This is a genomic window from Streptomyces sp. NBC_01445, assembly GCF_035918235.1.
Lineage (GTDB): Bacteria > Actinomycetota > Actinomycetes > Streptomycetales > Streptomycetaceae > Streptomyces.
In genome coordinates this window covers 2,387,796-2,407,597 of record NZ_CP109485.1, presented here as the reverse complement: position 1 = coordinate 2,407,597, position 19,802 = coordinate 2,387,796, and the positions used below count along the sequence as shown (strand labels likewise).

Sequence of the window (19,802 nt, the reverse complement as noted above, 5' to 3'; positions counted from 1 at the left end):
GGTGTGGGCAATCGGCAACGCGTGCCGCGTTGGGTCCGCGGCGTGCCGGCGGGGTGAGCAAGGTGTGCGTGTGCGGCCGGCCGGCCGCCACCAGTACACCGCACTACCCGGCTGCTCATAGAGGGCTGTCGGGCCGGTGCCCGCATGATGCAGGGAGAATCCTGTGACCGTATCCACGTCTGCTCGCCGTCTGACTGCTGCCGCGCTGACCGCCGCTGCCGTCACCGCGGTGATCGCGATGCCCGCGTCCGCCGCCGATCACGGCGCGCAGTGGCGGAGCGTCGAGATCAGCCGCGTGCAGTACGACTCCCCGGGATGGGACAACCGTTCCAACCGCTCCCTGAACCAGGAGTGGGTGGAGATCACCAACAACACCCGCCGCAGCGTGAACCTCGATGGCTGGACCCTGGCGGACGAGGACGGCCACACCTACACCTTCGACCACTACCGCCTCGCCGGCCGCGCCACGGTCCGCGTCCACACCGGCATCGGCTACGACACCCGCCACGACCTCTACCAGGACCGCCGCACCTACGTGTGGGACAACCGATCCGACACCGCCACCCTGCGCAACGACCACGACCGCTACGTCGACGACGCTTCCTGGGGCCGCCACCACTACCAGAACCGCCGCTAGACCCACCTGAGCCGCACGCCCCGGGGCGCGTGCCCCTGGCCGCGGCACCAGGGTGAGAAGAGCCGCGGCTCGGCTGGGAGTTCCCAGCCGAGCCACGGCTGCATCGTCGGCGGGATTGTGCTGCCCGCGCCGGCGAGCCCAGGAGCGACCAGCTGCCGTAGAGCGCGCCTTCGCCCATCTGCACTCGTTCCGCTGCCTGCGGATCCGCTGGGAGATATGCGACGACATCCACGAAGCTCCCCTCGCTCTCGGATGCACACTGATCTGCTGGCGCCGGCTGGCTCAGCTCGGTCGGAGCTGTCAACGTGGCCAGACCACAGAACCTGAGCCAGAACCCGAGAAATGACGTCACCGTGGTGGGGTGCCACCGGACGGACACGCTCTTGATCACCGGTCGTTAGACTTCTGGGGTTCGCGCTGGCGGGTGACGGCTGTCGAGGGTTTGGGTTACGTCGATCGGCCGGACGGCGTACCTGAGGTTCGCGCGCGCAGGGTCGGCCTGTCGTTGACGAAGGTGTTCACGGATCGTGTGGCCGGCGAGTGGAGAAGGGCTGTGATGTCTGAAGGCCGGGCTATGGACGATGACCGTTGGTCCAGGTGGCCCGAGCCATGGGCAGGCACGGATCGCGACATGCGTACCGTCGTGAGCGCGATCCCGCGAGAGGTCAAGGACGGGTTCAAGTACGACGAGATCCCTTGGCAGCAGTTTCCGCATTTCTACGGCCCGGGCGAGGAGATCCCCGGACTCCTTGCGACGCTCGCCTCCGGAGACGCTGAAGCCGCGGGCGAGGCTTTGTGGCAGCTGTGGACAGATCTTCACCACCAGGGCAGCACGATCGCGGTGACGGCTATCTGTTCCAACCAGCGGGCGAATCAGGGACCTTGGGCGATGCGCAATGCGTCGCGGTCTGCTCTAGAGAGCTGACGCAGGCACGCCGCGCGGCCGAGAGCGGCGCGCCTGCCAGCGGACAGTCCCTTGCACACGCCTCTCAGACGCCTGCGCCCGGGAGGAACGTCGCCATTCCACAGTGTGATCACCATCCGCTGACGATCCCTCATGAGTCACGGCGATTCGACGTAACGCGTGACGCATCGTGAGAGTGTGGCTACTGCTCATGATTCATAAGTTGCAGGAGGGACAGCGGTACGTGGCTGTGAACGGGGGAGGGGTGCCGCCCGTGATGCTGACACGGACGCACCGCATACTCATCGGCGTGGTCGTCGCCGGTGCGGTGGTCATCGCCGGCATCGGTTTCGCGGGTTCGTACGCGGCCGTTCGCTCACTCGCGCTCCAGAAGGGGTTCGGGAACTTCAGTTATGTGTTCCCGATCGGCATCGACGCGGGTATCTGCGTACTGCTCGCCCTGGACCTGCTGCTGACCTGGATCCGGATACCGTTCCCGCTGCTGCGCCAGACGGCGTGGCTGCTGACCGCCGCGACGATCGCGTTCAACGGCGCGGCCGCGTGGCCGGACCCGCTCGGCGTCGGCATGCACGCCGTCATCCCGATCCTGTTCGTCGTCTCGGTCGAGGCGGCGCGGCACGCGGTGGGCCGGATCGCCGACATCACGGCCGACAAGCACATGGAGGGCGTGCGCCTCACGCGCTGGCTGCTCTCCCCACTGCCCACGTTCCTGCTGTGGCGCCGCATGAAGCTGTGGGAGCTGCGCAGCTACGAGGCCGTCATCAAGCTGGAGCAGGAGCGGCTCGTCTACCAGGCGCGGCTGCGGTCCCGCTTCGGCCGCGCCTGGCGCCGCAAAGCTCCGGTGGAATCGCTGATGCCGTTGCGTCTGGCCAAGTACGGGGTGCCACTGGCAGAGACGGCTCGGGCGGGGCTCGCGGCAGCCGGGATCGAACCCCGGCTGCTGCCAGCCGCACCGCAGCAGACCACCCCGGCACTTGAGCCGCCGATCGAAGCCGCAGAGGCTCCTACGGCAGAATCTTCGAGTCCGTGGCTCACCAAGCAGCTGCCGGCGCACCAAGCCGAGACGGCGGATTCAGTCGACTACTTCGGCGCCTATAGGGATTTCCTGGCTGAGTACCAGGTCGTGCCGACGGCACCTCAGTTCGCGCACTATCTGCGGGTCGAGCATGAGGCTGCCCAGGACGACGGAAGTCCGCTCTCGGAGGAGGAGCTGGTGCCGCTCCTGGCCGGATACGCGGCCAGGCTCGAGGCGAGCGTGAGCCGCCAGGACATGGGTGACGGGAAAGGGCCGCAAGCTGAGGTGCCGGTCTCAGAGGAGACGTGGGCGGCGTTCTACCGGGATGTGGCCCGTGCTTATGTCGAGGAGTTCGGCGCTTCCCCCGATTCGGCCGTGTTCGCGCAGTACCTGCGAGAGCGCTACAATTTGGACGCTCCCGAGCCGCACCTGCTGCCACCTGAGGTGACAGCGGAGCAGGTCCCAGCCCCTCACAGTGCGGACATGACGCCCCCCGTCGGGCCGGTGCGAGGCAAGACTCCGTCGGACGACTTGGTGCCGGTTCCCTCACAGCGGGACCGCGCGCAGATCGACGTAGCCCTCAACTCTTCCGCGACAGTTGACGACGGAGGGCAGGAGGACGAGGAGCTCGCGCGGCTCACGAATCCCGACCGGTACTACCTCGCCTACCAGCGATACGTGGACACCCACGCCATGGAGCCCAAGGGCAGAGCAGCCTGGGAGGAAGTGTCCCAACAGCTTGCTGCGTCCGGTGTCCTGGGCGACAAGGGACAGCCGGTCAGCCCCAGCACCCTGCGCCGGTACGCACTGGAGCAGCGCATCTACCACCGGTGGGTCGACGAATACGAGCGCCTGGGTGAGCCACCTACGTACGAGGCGCTACTGACTCGGCTCGCCCACGACGGGATCAAGTCGGGCAACCGGCAGCTGACCCTCGACGATCTGCAGCGCGGCGAGCATCTCGCGTCTGGGTTCGAGCGCCGCTACCACGCACTGCACAGCCACAACTGATCACCGGCGGCCGTGACCTGCGGCCGCCTTATCGATCAACGTCCTGACCTGCTGCTGAGCTGTGTCGGCAGTTGTCAGCGGTGGTCACCAACGAGCGCCCTTCCACGGCCCCAGAACGGCCTGGGAGCGCGCTCGTGCATTTGCGAAGACACCTGCTTTGCAAGGGCGGCCATGATCCGAAGCGGAAGCGCCCAGGTCACAACGGCTGTAGCGGCAGCCCAGGTGAACGGCGCATCTCGACTGCACCGAGCCGTCATTGACCGTGGTTGACCGCACGATGTGGCACGGCTATGGCCTACCACCGCTTCGTCCCGAAGCAACTGGGTGAGGGCGCTGCCTTGGGCTGGTGCGCTCTCACCTGCGCTGGTGGTCCGCAGACGTTCGCGCTCGTCCGCTGCTGTGCGCGGGCGTTGTCACGCAGTTAGGCACGCACCCCATCCGCGCCCCAGGGGCCGCCTGGGCGCCGCATCGGATCACAAGTAGGCTCTCGGTTATTCAGAGGGCGGGGTGCCAGATGTGGTGGAAGCGACGCCAAGACAAGAGCCCAGCGACGCCTTTGGCGACAGCGTGGCCGACGGCATGGAATGAACCGGGCCTGCTGGCACCGAAGGAGCGGGTCCGGGCTGTGGTCGACGCGATCACCGATGGCACCACAGCCAGCCCCGATCAGCTTCAGGGCCTGCCAGCCGAGGCCATCCTGGCTGTCGAGCGTGATCAACAAGCTCCGATGGCAGATGCGTACCGAGAGTTCCTATCCTTGATTGGCGGTGGCGCCGGGCGGTTCATGCAGGGGGAGGCCGTCTACCACCCCCACGTCCTTGGCCTGGGGACGGCTGCCCTTGAGCTGCTCGAAGAAAACGAATCGCCGTTCCTCTTCGAACCCACCGACCGTGTCTTCTTCATGCACCAGGGCTATCAGTTCGAGTTCATGCGGGGCACCGGACCTGATCCCGAGGTCTGGTCATACTCCGAAGGCGAGCACGCGAACGTTCCCGTCCGCAGTTACGCCTCCTTCACCGACTGGCTCCGCGCGACTGCCGAATCAGAGATCCCGGGCTGGAAGCATCACGTCGAGACGGTGCGCGAGGAGATCAACGCCGACGGCAGCATTACGTTGCACTGGTAGCAGTCCTGAGCCTAGATGGTTAGGGCCTGTCCGATGGGTCGGGTAACCCGGCTGTTGGTCGGTCGTTCTGTCCGGTGTGGGGCAGGGTGATCTTTCTGATGACGAGTGGGCTCGACTCGAACCGCGTCTGCCCAAGAACCTTGGGGCGGGGCGGACGTTGGCAGCGTCACCGACGCGTGATCAACGGGATTCTGTTTCGGCAGCGCACCGGCCTGCCGTGGCGAGATCTTCCGACCCGCTTCAGGGCCAGACTGCCAGCTGCGGTCATCGTGCTGATCTCCTTCGAGGCTTCGACACTTCGAAGATCAGCCGGTGGCCGTTCATCTATGCGGGCACCATCCCAATGCCGGGCCAAACCCCCGGATCAGGTCGAACCTGTACACCAATTCCCTGGACGCAACCCGGGCGGCCGACCGGCTTCGACAGTGCTACCTACAAAAGAAGGAACGAAGTAGAGCGTTGCTTCAACGCGCTCAAGGGCTCCAGAGCCGTGGCGACTCGCTGCGACAAGAGGGCCTACGTCTTCCACGGCACGGGCACTCTTGCGGCGATTCGGTTGTGGCTCCACGACTGATCTCAGCCACCGCAGCGAATGCCCCGATGGTTGCCTCAGTCGTCGGCAGCGACGATGAGAGTGATCTGCCCGACCGAGCGGTCGATGAGCACGAACTCGTGAAAGGAGTCGTGCACACGTCCCCAGTCGTGAATCGCCTCATCACCGAGTTCGCTGAGGTAGTAGATGCCATCACCTGCGACCAGGCGGTCGAACACCTCGCGCTGCAGATCTGCCTCCAGTTCGGTGGGCACGTCCCAGAGCGGATCCACCCACTCCCGCAGGATCTGCACGGCCTCTTCCTGGCTGACGGGCTCGTAGATGTCGGGAGTGATCGACCGTAGCCAATATGGACCGTGCCTGGGTCCCTCCGGCAGCACTCCACCACCTGCATAGTCGTCTTGGAACTGCTCATGCCCAATCAGCGCGGCAAGCAGACCTCTGTCGTCCACGGACTCCGCGGAGAAGCGGAGCTGCTTGATGTCGACCCAGCGAAACCCGTGCTCGGGGCCTCCCCCTGAGTGGTGGACACGCTGATACTGGATCTGCTTGATCCGGAGGAAGCGAGAAGACCGCCGATGGCGATGAAGGACTACTCGGACGAGTTCAAGGCCGATGCCGTGGCCCTGTACGAGTCCACACCCGGGGCGACCTACAAGAGCATCGCCGCTGACCTGGGCGTCAACCGGGCGACCCTGCGTGAGTGGGTGCTGCGGGACCGCGAACGCCGTGGCGCCGGCGCCGCGGCTGCGAAGCCGGGCACCCGGCCTCGGGAGGCGGTGCCGTCCGCTGATCCGGACGAGCGGGTCCGGCAGCTGGAGGCCCGGGTGGCCGAACTCGAGGCGAGTGAGCGCAAGCTGGCCACCGAGCGGGACATCCTCCGCAAGGCGGCCAAGTATTTCGCCGGAGAGACGAACTGGTGAGGAGCCGCTTCCAGTTCGTTGACGACCACCGGGACACCTACGAGGTGAAGCGGCTCTGCCAGGTCCTGGACGTGAACCGGTCCAGCTACTACAAGTGGCTCGCCGGCGCCGAGGCCCGGGCCACCCGGCAGCACCAGGACCGGCTCCTGGCCGAGGAGATCCGCGAGGTCCACGGCGAGTCCGGCGGCGCCTACGGCTCCCCGCGAGTGACCGCCGAGCTCCGCGAGAAAGGACGGCGGGTCAACGAGAAGCGCATCGCCCGGATCATGCGGACGTTCTCCATCACCGGTATCCGCCTGCGCAGACACGTGCGCACCACCGTCCCGGACCCGGCAGCCTCACCGGTCCCGGACCTGTTCCAGCGGGACTTCACCGCCACCGGACCCGGACTGAAATACATGGGCGACATCACGTATCTCCCCCTGGAAAACGGGCAGTTCCTCTATCTGGCGACCGTGCTGGACTGCTTCAGCCGCAAGGTCGTCGGCTGGTCCATCGCCGACCACATGCGCACCAGCCTGGTCGCCGACGCACTGCGGATGGCAGCGGCGACCCGCGGCAGCCTGGAGGGCGCCGTGTTCCACTCCGACCACGGGGCCCAATACGGCTCCCGGGCCTTCGCCGGCCTCTGCGACCAGCTCGGGGTCACCCGGTCGATGGGCGCGGTCGGCACCAGTGCCGACAATGCGGCCTGCGAAAGCTTCCACGCCTCCCTGAAACGCGAGACCCTCCAGGGCGCCCACGACTACGGCGACTCCGGCACCTGCCGCAGGACCGTCTTCGCCTGGCTGACCCGCTACAACACCCGCCGCCGGCACTCCGCCAACGGCCACCTCAGCCCCAACGAATACGAACACCGACACCACACCGCTAAACTCACGCTCGCCGCGTGATCAATAACCGCGTGCCCACCTTCACGGGGGAAGGCCCCTCCTTCGGATCCGGGACGTAGCGTCGAAAGTTGATGAAGGCGCTTCTCTCGTGGGCGAGCCCGTTGTCCATGGCGCCAGCCTAGATGTATTGAGCATGAGCGTTGTTGACACGCGCGGGCCTTGAAGAAGGCGAAGGCCTCCGTGTGTGGTGGAGGTGTCGAATCTTCACCGCACGGAGGCCTTCATGTCCCACCGTAATGCCCGGCTGACCCTTCATGGCAGGCGGATCCTGGTCGACCGCGTCTGTGCCGGCCGGCCGATCGCCCACGTCGCAAAGGAAATGGGCATCTCCCGCCCCACCGCCTACAAGTGGGTGCGACGCTGGCGAGCAGAGGGAGAGGCAGGGCTTTACGACCGCTCCAGTCGCCCCTACGCAACACCGCTGCGGACCCCGCCGGCACGCGAGGAAGAGGTCTGTGAACTGCGCCGCAGCCGCAAGCTCGGTCCCGCCAGGATCGGCCCGATCCTCGGCATGCCGGCCTCGACGGTGCACCGCGTCCTGGTCCGGCACGGCCTGAACCGCCTGGCGTTCATGGACCGGCCCACCGGACAGGTCATCCGCCGCTACGAACGCGACCAGCCCGGTGAGCTCGTCCACGTCGACGTCAAGAAACTCGGCCGGATCCCGGACGGCGGCGGCCACCGGGTCCTGGGCCGCCAGGCCGGCCGAACCACCCGCAAGAGCATGGGCTTCGACTACGTGCACTCCGCCGTCGACGACCACACCCGCCTCGCCTACAGCGAGATCCACGCCGACGAAAGGGCCGCCACCTGCGCCGACTTCCTGCGCCGGGCAGCGGCCTTCTTCACCACCCTCGGCATCACCCGGATCGAACGTGTGCTGACCGACAATGCCTGGTCCTACCGCAAGAGCTTCGCCTGGCGTCAGGCCCTGGCCGAACTCGGCGCCACCGGCAAACTCACCCGCCCCTACCGACCACAGACCAACGGCAAGGTCGAACGCTTCAACCGCACCTTGCTCGACGAATGGGCCTACCTCCGCCCCTACACAAGCAACAGCGAACGAAGCGAAGCCCTGCCAGACTTCCTCCACACCTACAACCACCACCGATGCCACACCGCACTCGCAGGCAAGCCACCCATCAGCCGCGCAAACAACGCTTCAGGGCAATACACCTAGAAGGCAGGCAAGGGGCCATGTTGACCCACCGGACAGGCCCAAGGGGGGAGGTGTCCTCCCACGGCCCGGAGACGGCCCTGCGAACGGCCCCGATCGTGGTTCACACTGAGTAGGAGCGCTCATGTGGAACGGGGACGGGCGGAGGACGCTGAGTGCATGAGTGAGCCTTCTACCCTTCGGCAAATCGCGTTCGCCGTGGTTCTTCTCATTGTCGATCTGGCGGTGATCGCTTGGTTTCTCTGGAGCTACGCGTGGATCGGGTGGGGGATGGCTGGAACCCGCAAGATGTGCCGGAGGCCCCGAGGGTTGCGTGGCGTGCGGTGTGGATCTTGGCTTGGGCAGCGGTGGTGACAGGTGGTGGCCTGCTCGCCCTAGGGTGGCGCATTTCGGGAGTCGTCCAGTTGTCCGTCTTGGGCGTCGGCGTGGTGATCTTTGCCTGCTTGGCGGTTCGCAAGTAGGAGCGGGACGGTGCCCTCGTGACCACGGACTTGGGACCATGGCCTCATCCTTATCAGGTCGATCACGGGGCCCCTGGACCGCCATCGGCAACCCGCCCGGCTGGCAACTCCTGGCCGAGATGGCCGTCAACGTGGCTGGCCGCACTGCGCCTGCGCCCGGCAGAGATTAACCATCCGAGCACAGCCCGGTCTCGATCAGGTAGGGAGAGCTCCGCGCCCTCCGGTTCGCCCCGTCGTGAGCCGCAGATCAGATCAGAAGTTGCCTCGGCTCCTACCCCCATTCAACGGTCGGCTTCGCCGACGGGCTGCAACCCCCGGGGTGTTGCAGCCCGTCTTTGGTCGGACAGCCCGGACAGCGGAACTTTGAGCTGTCCGGGATGATATTGCAGGTGTGACCCGCCTGACTGGACAGTCGTGACAGGGCGAACATAGCGGGGACTTGCTTGCGCGCCGACCCCTGTCAGATGGCTGCCGTAGCTTGTGGCCATGGTCGAAACAGGCGAGCACTCCGACTCCCGGCCCAATGTGCCGCCCGTGGTACGCCAGCCCGTGGCGGGCGTCCAGGCGTACTACGCGGAGAATGCCGGGCTTCTGTCACAGCGATATGGGAGCGTCTCCTTCGAGGAGGTGCACGGCAAGGTTTTGGATCTGCTGCCGCCGTCTCCGGCGGTGGCGCTGGATGTTGGGGCCGGCACTGGGCGGGATGCTGCGGCGCTGGCGCGGCGCGGCTATCAGGTAGTGGCGGTCGAGCCGACGCGTGAGATGCGGGACGTCGCACGGCGCCTGTACCCGAGCGAGGACGTTTCGTGGGTAGAAGACTTCCTACCCGAACTACCCCGTCTGGAGGGGGCCTTTGATCTGGCCCTCCTGTCGGCGGTGTGGATGCATCTGCTGCCGGCCGAACGGGGACGAGCGATGGAGCGGATGGCCTCACTGTTGGCTCCCGCGGGACTGCTGGTGATTTCGCTACGACGTGGAGACCCGCCGACGGACCGTGTGATGTTCGACGTGTCCGCCGAGGACGTCGTGCGCGACGGGGAGCGAGCGGGGCTGCGGCTGGTGCGGCTGGTGGAGGAGGGCGTAGACAGGCTCGGCCGTGCCAAGGTGTGGTGGCAGACCGTCGCCCTGCGCAAGGGGGAAGCGTGAGCGGCCGGGACTTCTATGCCCAAGACGCCTCGGCGCGTGCATCATGGCGGCTGGCCGTGCTGATGGGAGCCAACTCACGCACCTACAAGTTCGCCCTTGGCCAAGCTTTGCTGGAGTTCGGTGGGCACGGACAGGACTCCGTCCCACTTGCCGAGTTTGCCGCCGCCTACAGCCTTGCCCTGGTGCGCCACTGCGCTCAGAACCCGCAGGCGCCGCAGGCTGAGAAGTTGGGCGAGAACGACTTCCTCACCATCGCCGCTCAGGAAGGCGCCGGGCCCCTGGAGACCGGCCGGCCCACTGAGCGGCTGCTGGCGGCGGCAGTGCGTTCAATGCCGACGATGGTGATGCAGAAATTCCACAACCTGCGCGGCGACACCAAGGTGCCCCACACCTTCTATCAGCTGGCCGGGACGGGGCGACACCGTGTGGTGCGGCTGACCCCCGACCTGCTCCAGTTGGCCCGTTCGGAACAAGCTGCGGCTCTGACTGCCGAGTTGGGATCCCGCTGGAATCGTCGAGAGGTCCTTCGCCGTGGGCATCGGCCGCAGCCTGATAGAGGAGGGCGTCCTCATCGACTGGGACACGCTTCAACTCACGGACAGACGCCGGCGCCGCTCGGTAACCGGCATTGTCGAGGCCACGACCAGCTTCCAGCACGGCCGCTGCCTGATCTGCGAAGACGTCCTGGGCAAGAGCGATGACATCGCCGTGGACCACGTGTTCCCGTTCTCCCTGATGCGTCGCTTCGACAGCGTCGGCTCCTGGCACGGACCGGATCTGGACGCCCTGTGGAACCTCGCCCCAGCACACGCCACCTGCAACGGAACGAAAAGTGATCGACTGCCCAGCCCACTCGAACTCGCCCGGCTGGCCGCCCGCAACGAGGCCATCATGCAGTCCCCCCACCCTCTCCGCCGCACCCTGCAACTCAGCCTCAGCAACGCCCTGCCCGATCGACGAGCGCCCTCGTGGTCAGACTTCCTGCAGGCAGTACTGATGACCGTCTGAAGTGACACCCAGGCCTGGTACCGCGTAGAACATTCAGCCATCCCACGGCTCTGGAGGCCTCGCGTGTCTCTCGTGTTTCAGCAGCTCACGGCCTTACAGGTGGCTTTCTGACCGGTGCCGGTCCACAGGTAGTCCGTGACCGGTCTAGTTGCTCGCCCTCTCCACGTTGCCCCCTCCGACAGCGGTGTTCCCAGGCAGAGTTGGGTTCTCTACGTCGAGCCAATGGAGCTGTCAGTGCGTTGATCTAAGGGGTGTCCCGTCACTGCCATCGGCAGTCCGCGCGACGGTCTACGGACGGACGCACCGCGCCAGTTCGCCGTACTTCATGCCGCTGGAGTAGAGAACCCCCTGGTGATTTCGACCCATGAACTTGATGCCTTGGGTACGCCGCTCCACATGAGTCAACCGGAGGACTTGGGTGCCCGACTCGGTCGAGAGCTCCAGGAGGTCACCGGGCTGGAGGTCCTCGGCGAGGACATCGATGGTCATGGCCGGGATGGTACGGCTTCATGGTGAGACGGATCGGCGGAGGATGACTCCGAGGTGCCTGAGCAGATTGGCCACAGTGGGATGATCTTGTTGTGGCTAGTGTGATCACGGCGTCGGAGCCCTCCTGGATAGCCCCGTTCAGCGGACTGAGTCCGCGGCAGTTCGGCAAGCTGGTGACGGTGCTGCGGCGCGAGGGTGCGGACGCGGTCCGCAAGGGCCGGCCGTGGAGCCTTCCGCTGGAAGACCGGGCACTGCTGGTCGCGGCCTACTGGCGCACGAACCTGACCATGCGCCAACTGGCCCCGTCATTCGGCGTTTCGAAGTCGGCGGCGGACCGGATCATTGACGACATCGGGCCGATGATCGCCCTCCAGCCCCGCAAACGGTTCGCCGAGGACACCGTGCTCATCGTGGACGGCACCCTGGTGCCCACCCGCGATCACACCGTCGCCGAGCAGTCGAAGAACTACCGATATTGCGCCCCCAAGGCCAAGCACCAGCGCCCCCGTTGATCCAGCCCCTGCGAGCAGGGACGACCAACCGAAGCGCTAGCGTTGCTACGTGGGCGACTTCTACGAACTCCAGCTGGCCCTGGATCTCCCGGATTCCGCAGAGCTGGGTCTGCTCCGATGGCACCTGGGGGAGACACCAGAAGACAGCGAACCGGACGGCGATGAGCAATATCCACTACTGACCGGCACAGGCCCCGCGCAGCGCATCGGTGGGGCGCTGGTCGGCATGCTCCAGCGCGGGCCTCGAGGCTGTTCCTTGCTGGCACGTCAGGAGGTGCACCCGGACGACTTCGCACGCCTGCGGCATCTCCTCCAGTGGATCGCTGCGCGGACAACGACCGTGGGCGCCATCGGTTATGTGCGTTTCTATGAAGACCACATCCCCGACGTACTCGTCGTCGAATCCGGAACCGTTCGTCAGGTCCCCCTCGAACTGGCCCCCGGAGCCGAGGAACTGCTCCCGGACTGAGGCTCAAGATGGGCTCTGAATGGCTGCGCGGGGAGCTGAGATCCCCAGGACGGCTGTTCGCGTGGCAACCGTGGACAGCCGACGCCGGCGTACGCCACTACGGTCGCCGGTGGCACTGGAAGGAACGCCGTGCCCGAGCACCGTCAGGGCGCGGGCACCTCAGCCGGCGGCCCAGGAGAAGGGTTCCTGCATCCGCGATCAACGAGCCGACGGCGATGCCGGTGAGTGTGGTCTCGGCCCGGGCGTCATGAGTGGTTCCGGTGGAGGCCAGCGCAGGCCGGGCGGAGTCGGCCGCCATGGCGGCATGGAGGACGACGTCGGTGACCGCATCTGGGTGGGAGACCCTGACCCTATCCACATGTGGGCGGGCGTCGGCGCAGCCGGGGTTGATTCAGCCGGTGTCACGTGGTCCTACTAACCTCCTGTGTATGGGACTTGGGGATGTGACGCGTGCAGGAGTGCTGGCTGCCGTCGAGGAGTGTCAGTACTTAGGGCGCGAGAACTTTCGCCGCCGGTACGGCTTCGGCCGAGCCATGGCGTATGAGCTGGTGTTGGATGAAAACCGCTACGACTCGAAGGCCATCGCAGGCGTAGCGCACCTCTACTCGGTCGGCGACCTGCTGCCGGCTGATGGCTTCAGTGGTGGGGCGCGTACGGTGGCGCACCGTCTGCGCGCGCTCGGCTTCACTGTGGAGGACGGGACCGCCGTTACGCATGGGCCGCAGCAGGTGCCATCACAGCTGGTTCTCCAGCCTCGCGGCGGGACTCGGGACCGCGGCCCGCAGAACTTCGCCAGGTCGGTACGACAGGGCATCCCGATCGCAGATATCAAGGACGTACTCGGCGGACAGGCGGATGCGCTGGCCACCTTGTACCCGGACGGGATCGCTCGGCTTTGGGGCTCCACCCCCACCACGCAAGTCAACAACGAAAAAGCAAAAGCTCTGCGAAACAGGCGCGTTGGTGACGACGTGTTGTTCTATGCAGAGAATCACTTCATCGCTCGCGCCCGCATCCTGCACCTATTCAACAGCTTGCCTGTGGCGCAGGTGGTCTGGGGAACCGATGAGGACGACGCCACCTGGGAACACATCATGGCGCTGGGAGACGTCGAAGAGTTTCCCACTCGTGTTCCTGCGGCTCCAGTTCTGCAGAGCCTGAACGTTCCAGCACCTCTACGGAGCCTCACCCTGCGGTCCGCCGAGGACTACCGACGTGTTGTCCAGCTCTTTCCGCAGAGTCGCCAACCAGCGACTGCCGCACCTCCGGCAATGCTTCCTGACGCACCTTCAGGGATGACCTCGGCGGAACTGCTGGACCGGGTCGGCTCTCTCAACACCCATCGTCATCCAGGGAATGGAGCTCCCAGCCGTCACCAGCCGCTCGCTTTGCTCTGGGCAGTTTCTCGGATCGCGGCCGGCAAACCACGACTGGCGCCGTGGTCCTGCTTCCGCGCGGAGGTCAGTCCACTCCTGGCCAAATTCGGACTGCCCGGTTCCAAGGTCACTCCCGAATATCCCTTCTGGCACCTGAAGGGCAGTGACCTGTGGGAGGTGCACGGGATAGAGAGCGATGCCAGCTCCATGCCGCAACCGGGAATCTTCAACAAGGTCCAACCCGTCGCAGGCCTTACTCATGCGGCGGCCGAACTGCTTCAGAACCCTCTGACTCGTCTGGAAGCCGTGGTCAAGCTGTGCAACACCTATCTTGACGACGTCGATCAGCGCGAGTTGCTCAGCCGGGTAGGCCTCGCTGGATACGCGACCGCCGACGGCCTGCTCGATGACGGCCAGGACGGCCGCGGTCAGGAGACCGCCGACGAGAAGCGGGCGACTGGTCCGACCGGGCGGCGGGAGTCGACCTCCTCGCGACTGATTCGCGATGCGTTGATAGCGAATCGGGTCAAGGAACTGCACGGCCACGCCTGCCAGGTGTGCGGAACCCGCCTGCAGTACAAGCGCAGGCCTTACAGCGAGGCTGCTCACATACGTGGCCTCGGGTCCCCACATGACGGTCCGGATGAGCTACAGAACCTGCTCTGCCTGTGCCCCAACCACCACGTCCTCTTCGACGGCCTGGAGATCTACATCGATGTTGACGGCGTCGTGAGGCAGGCCCACGGGGGCGAGTCGCTGGGGCACCTTCGCCGACACGCCGGCCATCGCATCGATGAGGCATACCTGCGCTACCACCGAACTCTGTGTGAGCTGAACGGTCTCACCACCGAGTAACAGCTCACGTACGACTGCGGTACTCCGGCTCGCTGTGAGTATCGGCTCGACGATCGGCAGTCGTCGTACCGAGGACCTGTAGCGCGAGTATGAGCGGCGTGCCCCGTCCACCGTTGGGCCCCTGGCCCCCTGGCCAGGGGCCTCGTTATTTTCCCCGGCACACCAGCGGCGATACCCCAAGGTCCCGTCCACGCCGCTTCCACGGGCCCCGACATACGGCCGCTTCGGGCGCGGTGGCCGCGAGGGCCGCTGGGGTCACCACCGCTACGACCACCGCTGACTGTCCTTGGGGGGTGCCCTTCCGCAGTTGGGGGGGAGGGCACCCCTTCCGCGTTCTCCGCATGCCTTCGGCCTGACACCTCGCCCTGGTCGACCGGCCGCCCGCTGATCGGCGAAGCCAGAGGCCCACTGATCTACTTTCCTATGCGCTACAGCATGGCTGAGGAGACTTCCGCATTCGCCGCGTCCCTCGCACGCTCCATGGGGCTGATCTGTTTCGACCCACAGGTCGGCACGCTTATGCCCTGAGACGGCCCCAGACGTCGCTTCAGTCGCCGCGATCCCGACGGGTGATCAGATCGGGAGCGGCTTGAGCATGCTTATCAAGAGCCCGTCGCATCTGATAGCCCGTATGAGCGGTGTCCTCGCCTACCGTGACACTGCGAGCGCGGCTCGGGGCATCCCCGGCCCACAGCAGGGACGTGCGCACGTACTCCTCACCGGCATACGCCAAGACCAAAGATGTGTCGACGGTGACATCACCCCGGTGGTACCGGACATGCATCACCAGTGGATACGTTTCCTGGCTCTGATCCACTTCCGGGCTGGCGAACCCCAGCCCCTCCAAGACGGCCCCGAATCGGCTCCTGGCCTCAGCCACGAAGGTCTTCACCCGTATGTCCACCCACCGAGTATGAGCCTTGTTCCCAGAGGGTTCCCGCTTGATCGGGCATGCAGGGAGCACGATCAGCCTGCGTCGTGACTGGACGCCATGAGGTCCACCCAAATCCCCGGCTTGTGGTCCCACGCCAGCAGCTTGCCTATGACGAGGTCGACGGTCGCGCTCACAGGCGGCAGTTCCTGCGCGAGTCGCTTCACTCCCGGCTCGCTGCCACGGCGATTGAAATCTAGCGAGGCGTCCACGGGCTCCTATCCGTTGAGCCTTGCTGTGAGGCCCCATGGCTCGTGACTAGTGATCATTGCTTGGACTGTCTCGCCTTGGCGAAGCTCGCTGAGGGAACGTCTTGACTTATCTGCCATGGCGGCATCAAGTCGCATCCTTCGAGAGTGATGCTGTCGAGGTTCTGCTCGACGGCCTGGATGCGGATACCGCAGCCGCGTAGTTCGATGCCCACGATGATGAGGTTCTGGACGGACTAGAAGAGCCGGTCGAGCCGGGTGACGGTGATGGTGCCCTGCAGAGCGCGACTCGGCTCAACTCATCCATTCCGCTTCGTACTTGGCGTACGTACCGTCGTGCGTCGCCAGATGCACGAACTGGGTCACGTACTCCTGGAAGTCGCGGTCGCCGCGCGGCGTCGCGTACGCCTTCTCGGCGAACGTGAACGGCTTGTCGGGGTGGACCGAGCACAGCTCGGGGTGAAGCTTCGCCTGGTAGAGCGTCTCGCTCGCGTCGGTCATCATCACGTCCGCCCGGCCCGCCACGATCTCGTCGAAGATCGTGGTGTTGTCCGGGTGGACCTTGATGGTGGCCTGCTTGATGTTCGCGCGGGCGAACTGCTCATTCGTGCCGCCCGGGTTGACGACCACGGTCGTCCCGGCCTGGTCGATGTCCTTGAGCGTCTGGTACTTGTCCTTGTCCGCGCAGCGCACGATCGGCGTCTTGCCGTCCTCGCGGGTCAGCTCGCTGAAGTACACCTGGCGGGCGCGGGGAAGCGTGATCGATACGCCGCCGACGCCGATTTCGCACTTCCCGCCCGCCAGGTCCTTCGTGAGATTCGCCCATGTGGTGTCCACGAAACGAACCTTGGCGGCCAGGCTCTTCGCGAGGTCCTGGGCCATGTCGATGTCGATGCCGCTGTACGAACCGTCCTTCGGGTCCTTGTACGTGAACGGGCGGTAGTCGCCCGTGGTGCACACGCGCAGCACCTTGGACTTCGGCACGGCGTCCAGCAGGCTCTCCTGCTGCTTCTTCGCGGGGCGGTCCACCCCCGACGGCTCGGCGGGCGCGGCGGCCGTCACGGCCAGCAGGCAGGTCAGGGCGGACAGGGTGGCAGCACGTTGTCTGGACGCACGGCGGCTCATCGCGACTCCTCGGCACAATGGTTGCAGGATGAAGTGATCACCCTGGCAGAAGAGTTCACGCAGGTGAAGACGGTGTCCACGGGTCGGGAAGGCTGAGCCGTGCGGGATGCGTCCTGCCTGGGACGGAGAAGCATGACGCGCATGGAGGCGCCGTTACTCCACACACCGCGCCGATCGCTGTTGAAGTTCATGCAGCGGTTGTACATGGCCGGGCGCGCGGAGGGCTGGACACGGTCCTGGAGGAGGTGGTGTCCGCGTACGGGGCTGGGGTGAGTTCGCTGGAGACAGCGGAGCAGATGTTGATGGACGCCGGGTATCCGATCAGTGACACCTCGCAGGAGGTGGCGAGTATCGGTGCAGCTGCTGCCGTGCAGGGCAGCACGGTCGGGGCGGATGTGAGGTAGCAGCGGCACTCGGGAGGTGACCTCTCACCGAGTGGTGTGACGAGCCTTGAGCTTGATCAAGGTGCCTCAGCGGACCGACCCGACGAGGGCCCGACATCATGTGCACGCGAACCCTTTCCTTCGTCTCAACAATCGTGCGCACAGCATGAGTTGAGTCGCCACTCAAGGGATCCCTCTGGCATCATCTAACCCTGCGCCGGCCCGGGCGAGTGAGCCGCCCGGCCGCCAGTTGTGCGCGCAGGCCGGTTGTCGGAGGGGTACATGGACGCATCATCGCTTGCGGTGGCGGTCGCCACAGCCGTCGGACGGGGTGCGTTGAACAGCGTCGGCACCCGCGCTGTGGACAACGCACTGGAGATGATTCGGCACCGCTTCCGGCGCGACTCCGAGGCCACAGCGACCATCGACCACGCCGCCTCGGACCCCACGGCTCTCGCCACGGCGCTGGTTCGGTATATCGAGAGCGATCCGGACTTCGCTGCGGACCTGCGTGACTGGCTGAACGCGGCCGACCCTGGCTCCGCCCGTGAGATCTCCAATCAGGTCTCCGGCACGGTGCACGGGTCCGTCATCCAGGGCCAGAACGTGAACCTCAAGGGGCGCTTCTCGTTCCGCGGCTCTCGAGGCCAAGGGCGATAGTTCGGTGGCATCACACAGGTCGCGCTCCAGGTCCACCTCCGGCTCTCCGTCCCCTGCCGTCCCCGCGCCTGCCGCGTCAGATTCCACCGACCGCACCAGCAACGAGATTTCCGACGGCTCTCGGGTGGGCGGCGACGCGTACCAGGCAAAGCACATGACCTTTGGCGCCCACCGCGCGGCGTTCACTGTCGTGGCAGTGGTGGCGTCGCCGGCCTGCTGACCGCCGTTGCCCTCGCGTTGATCAACAAACCGGACGGCGACAACAGCGCCGGGTTGGCCGCGGACTCCCGACCTGCCACGCCAGCGCCCTCCATGTCACCTCGCACATCGAAGAGCACATCGTCACCGTCCGCCCCGGCGGTGGCCACAGGTGCGGCATAGGGCACCAGCGCCAAACCTACGGCCACGAAGAAGCCTGCGTCAGCGACCGTGGAGTTCGCGGAGACGAACACCTACTGCTCGGGGTGGAGATCGACACCCGAAGGCTCCGAGGTCCTCAAGGCGCGCGGTTGTGTGCGTGTCACCGGCCACGACGCCGCGTTCGGCGTGGCTGTGAGGAACGACCGTAAGGATCAAGTCACGGCATCCGTACTGGTGCAGTACCTGTACGGGGGCGATCCGAAGGACTGCCCGCTGAGTCGGTACCCGGCCGCCGGGATTGTCATCAACCCCGGAGGCATCTGGTACAGCAGCATGGCGAACTGCTCCGTGCCCAACCTTGGAACCCAACAGTTCCAGGCCGTCTCGACCGCGGTCGAGAACCCCGACGGGACGACGAGCATGAATATCGGCAGGAACGTGCATTCGCCTACCATGTCCATCAGCTCCACCGGCGCGCTCACATGCCGCGACAAGGGCGACACTTGGGGCACCTGCGCACCGTTCGAGTACGTCTCCGGAAGCTGAGCACTCCCTGCGACGTCGGCGGGAAGTCCATACTCCTGTGCCCTTGTCGCGGAAGCACGCAGGATCGCCGGGGCGTTGAACGCAACCGATTCGCACTACGCGGCCGTGCAGAGCTGGAGGTCGATGCACGCCCACGGGCGCACGCACAACAGCCTCATCGACCGAGTCGCCGACGGCCAGGAGAGCGACCCTCAGACCTGCCGTCGAGCCGTACTAATTGCGCGGCGTCACGGGACGGCGGTGCTCCCCGAGGCGACGCACCAACAGTTCCGTAAGGGGATCTCGAACGTGCCGAGGGGCCTCCCGCTTCTCCCGTGGGTGACTATGGGAGAAGCATAGAAACAACCAGGCTTCTTCCAACTGGGGTTCAAATCCGGCTCTGCCGGCCCCCGAAGGCTCGCGGACGGCACACCTCTGACGAGCCAGCACCAACCGTAACCGGCAGAATTGCCCGCAACCCTCATGTGCCACCGACCCTTCCATACGGCATGCCGCCCTAGGAGATGAGTGCCGTGCGCAAACGCTCCGCGTAGGCACGACGTATCTCGGCGGGGAGCCAGTCACGCTCCGGCGCCGTAGCGTAGAGATCGTCGCCTGGGTAGCGGGGGAAGAGGTGCTGGTGGAAATGCCAGACAGTCTGGCCGCCGGCGGGCTCGTTTTGCTGGCGAGTGGAGACGCCCGCACAGTCGTAGGTTGCGCGCATGGCGCGGGCGAGTTTTTGGGTGGCGTCGAAGACGGCGTGACCGTCAGCGGAGGGGAGGTCATAAAGGTTCTCGTGATGGGCAACGGGGATGATCAGCAGATGCCCCTCGTTCCGCGCCCACCAACGGGGACAAACTATGGCGAAAACACGCTCATCGCGGTAGACGACTTCGGGCTCTCGGTCAGGGGGAAAGTCGCAGTACGGGCAGTGGTAGTCAACGGGTTCGTGGATGTGCACGGCACGCCTTCCTGACTGCTTGTCGAATCCGGGGAGTTTGAAGTGCTCTCCTCCCTTCGCAGGCTCAGGAAG

The 19,802-nt window shown here is 65.9% G+C and carries 18 protein-coding genes and 4 pseudogenes; 15 read left to right on the top strand and 7 right to left on the bottom strand.

All coding sequences use genetic code 11. The annotated features are described in order from the left end of the window. Positions 1-238 precede the first annotated feature (238 nt). The 6 genes and pseudogenes from OG574_RS11210 to OG574_RS11180 all read left to right on the top strand — a co-directional run. Positions 239-637 (top strand): lamin tail domain-containing protein, encoded by a 399-nt coding sequence (locus OG574_RS11210; RefSeq protein ID WP_442816922.1) that lies wholly within the window; start codon positions 239-241, stop codon positions 635-637. A gap of 631 nt (positions 638-1,268) precedes the next feature. Then, entirely contained in the window at positions 1,269-1,562 is a 294-nt protein-coding gene (locus tag OG574_RS11200; protein ID WP_326773071.1) for a hypothetical protein, read from the top strand. Positions 1,563-1,818: 256 nt separating this feature from the next. After that, positions 1,819-2,523, top strand: a pseudogene (locus tag OG574_RS52740) (DUF2637 domain-containing protein); the annotation flags it as partial. A gap of 1,690 nt (positions 2,524-4,213) precedes the next feature. Beyond that, positions 4,214-4,714: an SMI1/KNR4 family protein gene (locus OG574_RS11190; protein ID WP_326773069.1), complete on the top strand. Its 501-nt coding sequence runs from the start codon at positions 4,214-4,216 to the stop codon at positions 4,712-4,714. 76 nt (positions 4,715-4,790) lie between these two features. Beyond that, positions 4,791-4,956: pseudogene (locus tag OG574_RS11185) on the top strand (transposase); the annotation flags it as partial. Positions 4,957-5,117: 161 nt separating this feature from the next. Beyond that, a pseudogene (locus OG574_RS11180) lies at positions 5,118-5,288 on the top strand (IS5/IS1182 family transposase); the annotation flags it as partial. Positions 5,289-5,323: 35 nt separating this feature from the next. On the opposite strand, the gene OG574_RS11175 reads toward OG574_RS11180, so the two are convergent. After that, positions 5,324-5,719 (bottom strand): hypothetical protein, encoded by a 396-nt coding sequence (locus OG574_RS11175; RefSeq protein WP_326773068.1) that lies wholly within the window; start codon positions 5,717-5,719, stop codon positions 5,324-5,326. Positions 5,720-5,845: 126 nt separating this feature from the next. On the opposite strand from OG574_RS11175, the gene OG574_RS11170 reads away from it, so the two are divergent. The 4 genes from OG574_RS11170 (at position 5,846) to OG574_RS11155 (ending at position 10,875) form a co-directional block, all read left to right on the top strand. Then, positions 5,846-7,083, top strand: a protein-coding gene (locus OG574_RS11170; protein WP_326771418.1) for an IS3 family transposase whose coding sequence is annotated in 2 segments (ribosomal slippage) — positions 5,846-6,169 and positions 6,172-7,083 — 1,236 coding nt in all. Because the reading frame shifts where the segments join, the coding sequence is not laid out codon by codon here. Positions 7,084-7,306: 223 nt separating this feature from the next. Further along, positions 7,307-8,263 (top strand): IS481 family transposase, encoded by a 957-nt coding sequence (locus OG574_RS11165; protein WP_326773067.1) that lies wholly within the window; start codon positions 7,307-7,309, stop codon positions 8,261-8,263. 944 nt (positions 8,264-9,207) lie between these two features. Then, complete coding sequence (locus OG574_RS11160; RefSeq protein WP_326773066.1) at positions 9,208-9,867, top strand: class I SAM-dependent methyltransferase; 660 nt, start codon at positions 9,208-9,210, stop codon at positions 9,865-9,867. A 531-nt stretch (positions 9,868-10,398) separates the two neighbouring features. After that, positions 10,399-10,875, top strand: a complete 477-nt coding sequence (locus OG574_RS11155; protein ID WP_326773065.1) for a hypothetical protein — start codon at positions 10,399-10,401, stop codon at positions 10,873-10,875. Between the two features lie 288 nt (positions 10,876-11,163). Here the strand turns inward: OG574_RS11155 and OG574_RS11150 are convergent, their stop codons facing one another. After that, positions 11,164-11,364, bottom strand: a complete 201-nt coding sequence (locus tag OG574_RS11150; protein ID WP_326773064.1) for a hypothetical protein — start codon at positions 11,362-11,364, stop codon at positions 11,164-11,166. A gap of 92 nt (positions 11,365-11,456) precedes the next feature. On the opposite strand from OG574_RS11150, the pseudogene OG574_RS11145 reads away from it, so the two are divergent. From OG574_RS11145 to OG574_RS11135, 3 genes and pseudogenes are all read left to right on the top strand, one after another. Further along, positions 11,457-11,840 (top strand): annotated as a pseudogene (locus OG574_RS11145) (helix-turn-helix domain-containing protein); the annotation flags it as partial. 85 nt (positions 11,841-11,925) lie between these two features. Next, positions 11,926-12,345: a hypothetical protein gene (locus OG574_RS11140; RefSeq protein WP_326773063.1), complete on the top strand. Its 420-nt coding sequence runs from the start codon at positions 11,926-11,928 to the stop codon at positions 12,343-12,345. A gap of 428 nt (positions 12,346-12,773) precedes the next feature. After that, the gene (locus OG574_RS11135; RefSeq protein ID WP_326773062.1) at positions 12,774-14,576 is read left to right on the top strand and encodes an HNH endonuclease; all 1,803 of its coding nucleotides are present in this window, start codon (positions 12,774-12,776) and stop codon (positions 14,574-14,576) included. Between the two features lie 547 nt (positions 14,577-15,123). Here the strand turns inward: OG574_RS11135 and OG574_RS11130 are convergent. From OG574_RS11130 to OG574_RS11115, 4 genes are all read right to left on the bottom strand, one after another. Further along, positions 15,124-15,468: a hypothetical protein gene (locus OG574_RS11130; RefSeq protein ID WP_326773061.1), complete on the bottom strand. Its 345-nt coding sequence runs from the start codon at positions 15,466-15,468 to the stop codon at positions 15,124-15,126. 74 nt (positions 15,469-15,542) lie between these two features. After that, positions 15,543-15,674 (bottom strand): hypothetical protein, encoded by a 132-nt coding sequence (locus OG574_RS11125; protein ID WP_326773060.1) that lies wholly within the window; start codon positions 15,672-15,674, stop codon positions 15,543-15,545. A 98-nt stretch (positions 15,675-15,772) separates the two neighbouring features. Beyond that, positions 15,773-15,931: a hypothetical protein gene (locus OG574_RS11120; protein ID WP_326773059.1), complete on the bottom strand. Its 159-nt coding sequence runs from the start codon at positions 15,929-15,931 to the stop codon at positions 15,773-15,775. Between the two features lie 79 nt (positions 15,932-16,010). Next, a complete protein-coding gene (locus OG574_RS11115) occupies positions 16,011-16,841 on the bottom strand; it encodes a transporter substrate-binding domain-containing protein (protein ID WP_326773058.1) in 831 nt (276 codons plus the stop codon). A 665-nt stretch (positions 16,842-17,506) separates the two neighbouring features. Between OG574_RS11115 and OG574_RS11110 the strand changes: the two genes are divergently transcribed. Together OG574_RS11110 and OG574_RS11105 are read left to right on the top strand one after the other, a co-directional pair. After that, on the top strand, positions 17,507-17,884 hold the full coding sequence (locus OG574_RS11110; protein ID WP_326773057.1) for a hypothetical protein: 378 nt from the start codon (positions 17,507-17,509) through the stop codon (positions 17,882-17,884). A gap of 513 nt (positions 17,885-18,397) precedes the next feature. Further along, a complete protein-coding gene (locus OG574_RS11105; RefSeq protein WP_326773056.1) occupies positions 18,398-18,790 on the top strand; it encodes a hypothetical protein in 393 nt (130 codons plus the stop codon). 496 nt (positions 18,791-19,286) lie between these two features. Here OG574_RS11105 and OG574_RS11100 read toward each other — a convergent pair whose 3' ends face one another. Then, entirely contained in the window at positions 19,287-19,730 is a 444-nt protein-coding gene (locus tag OG574_RS11100) for an HIT family protein (RefSeq protein WP_326773055.1), read from the bottom strand. Between the last annotated feature and the right edge of the window lie 72 nt (positions 19,731-19,802).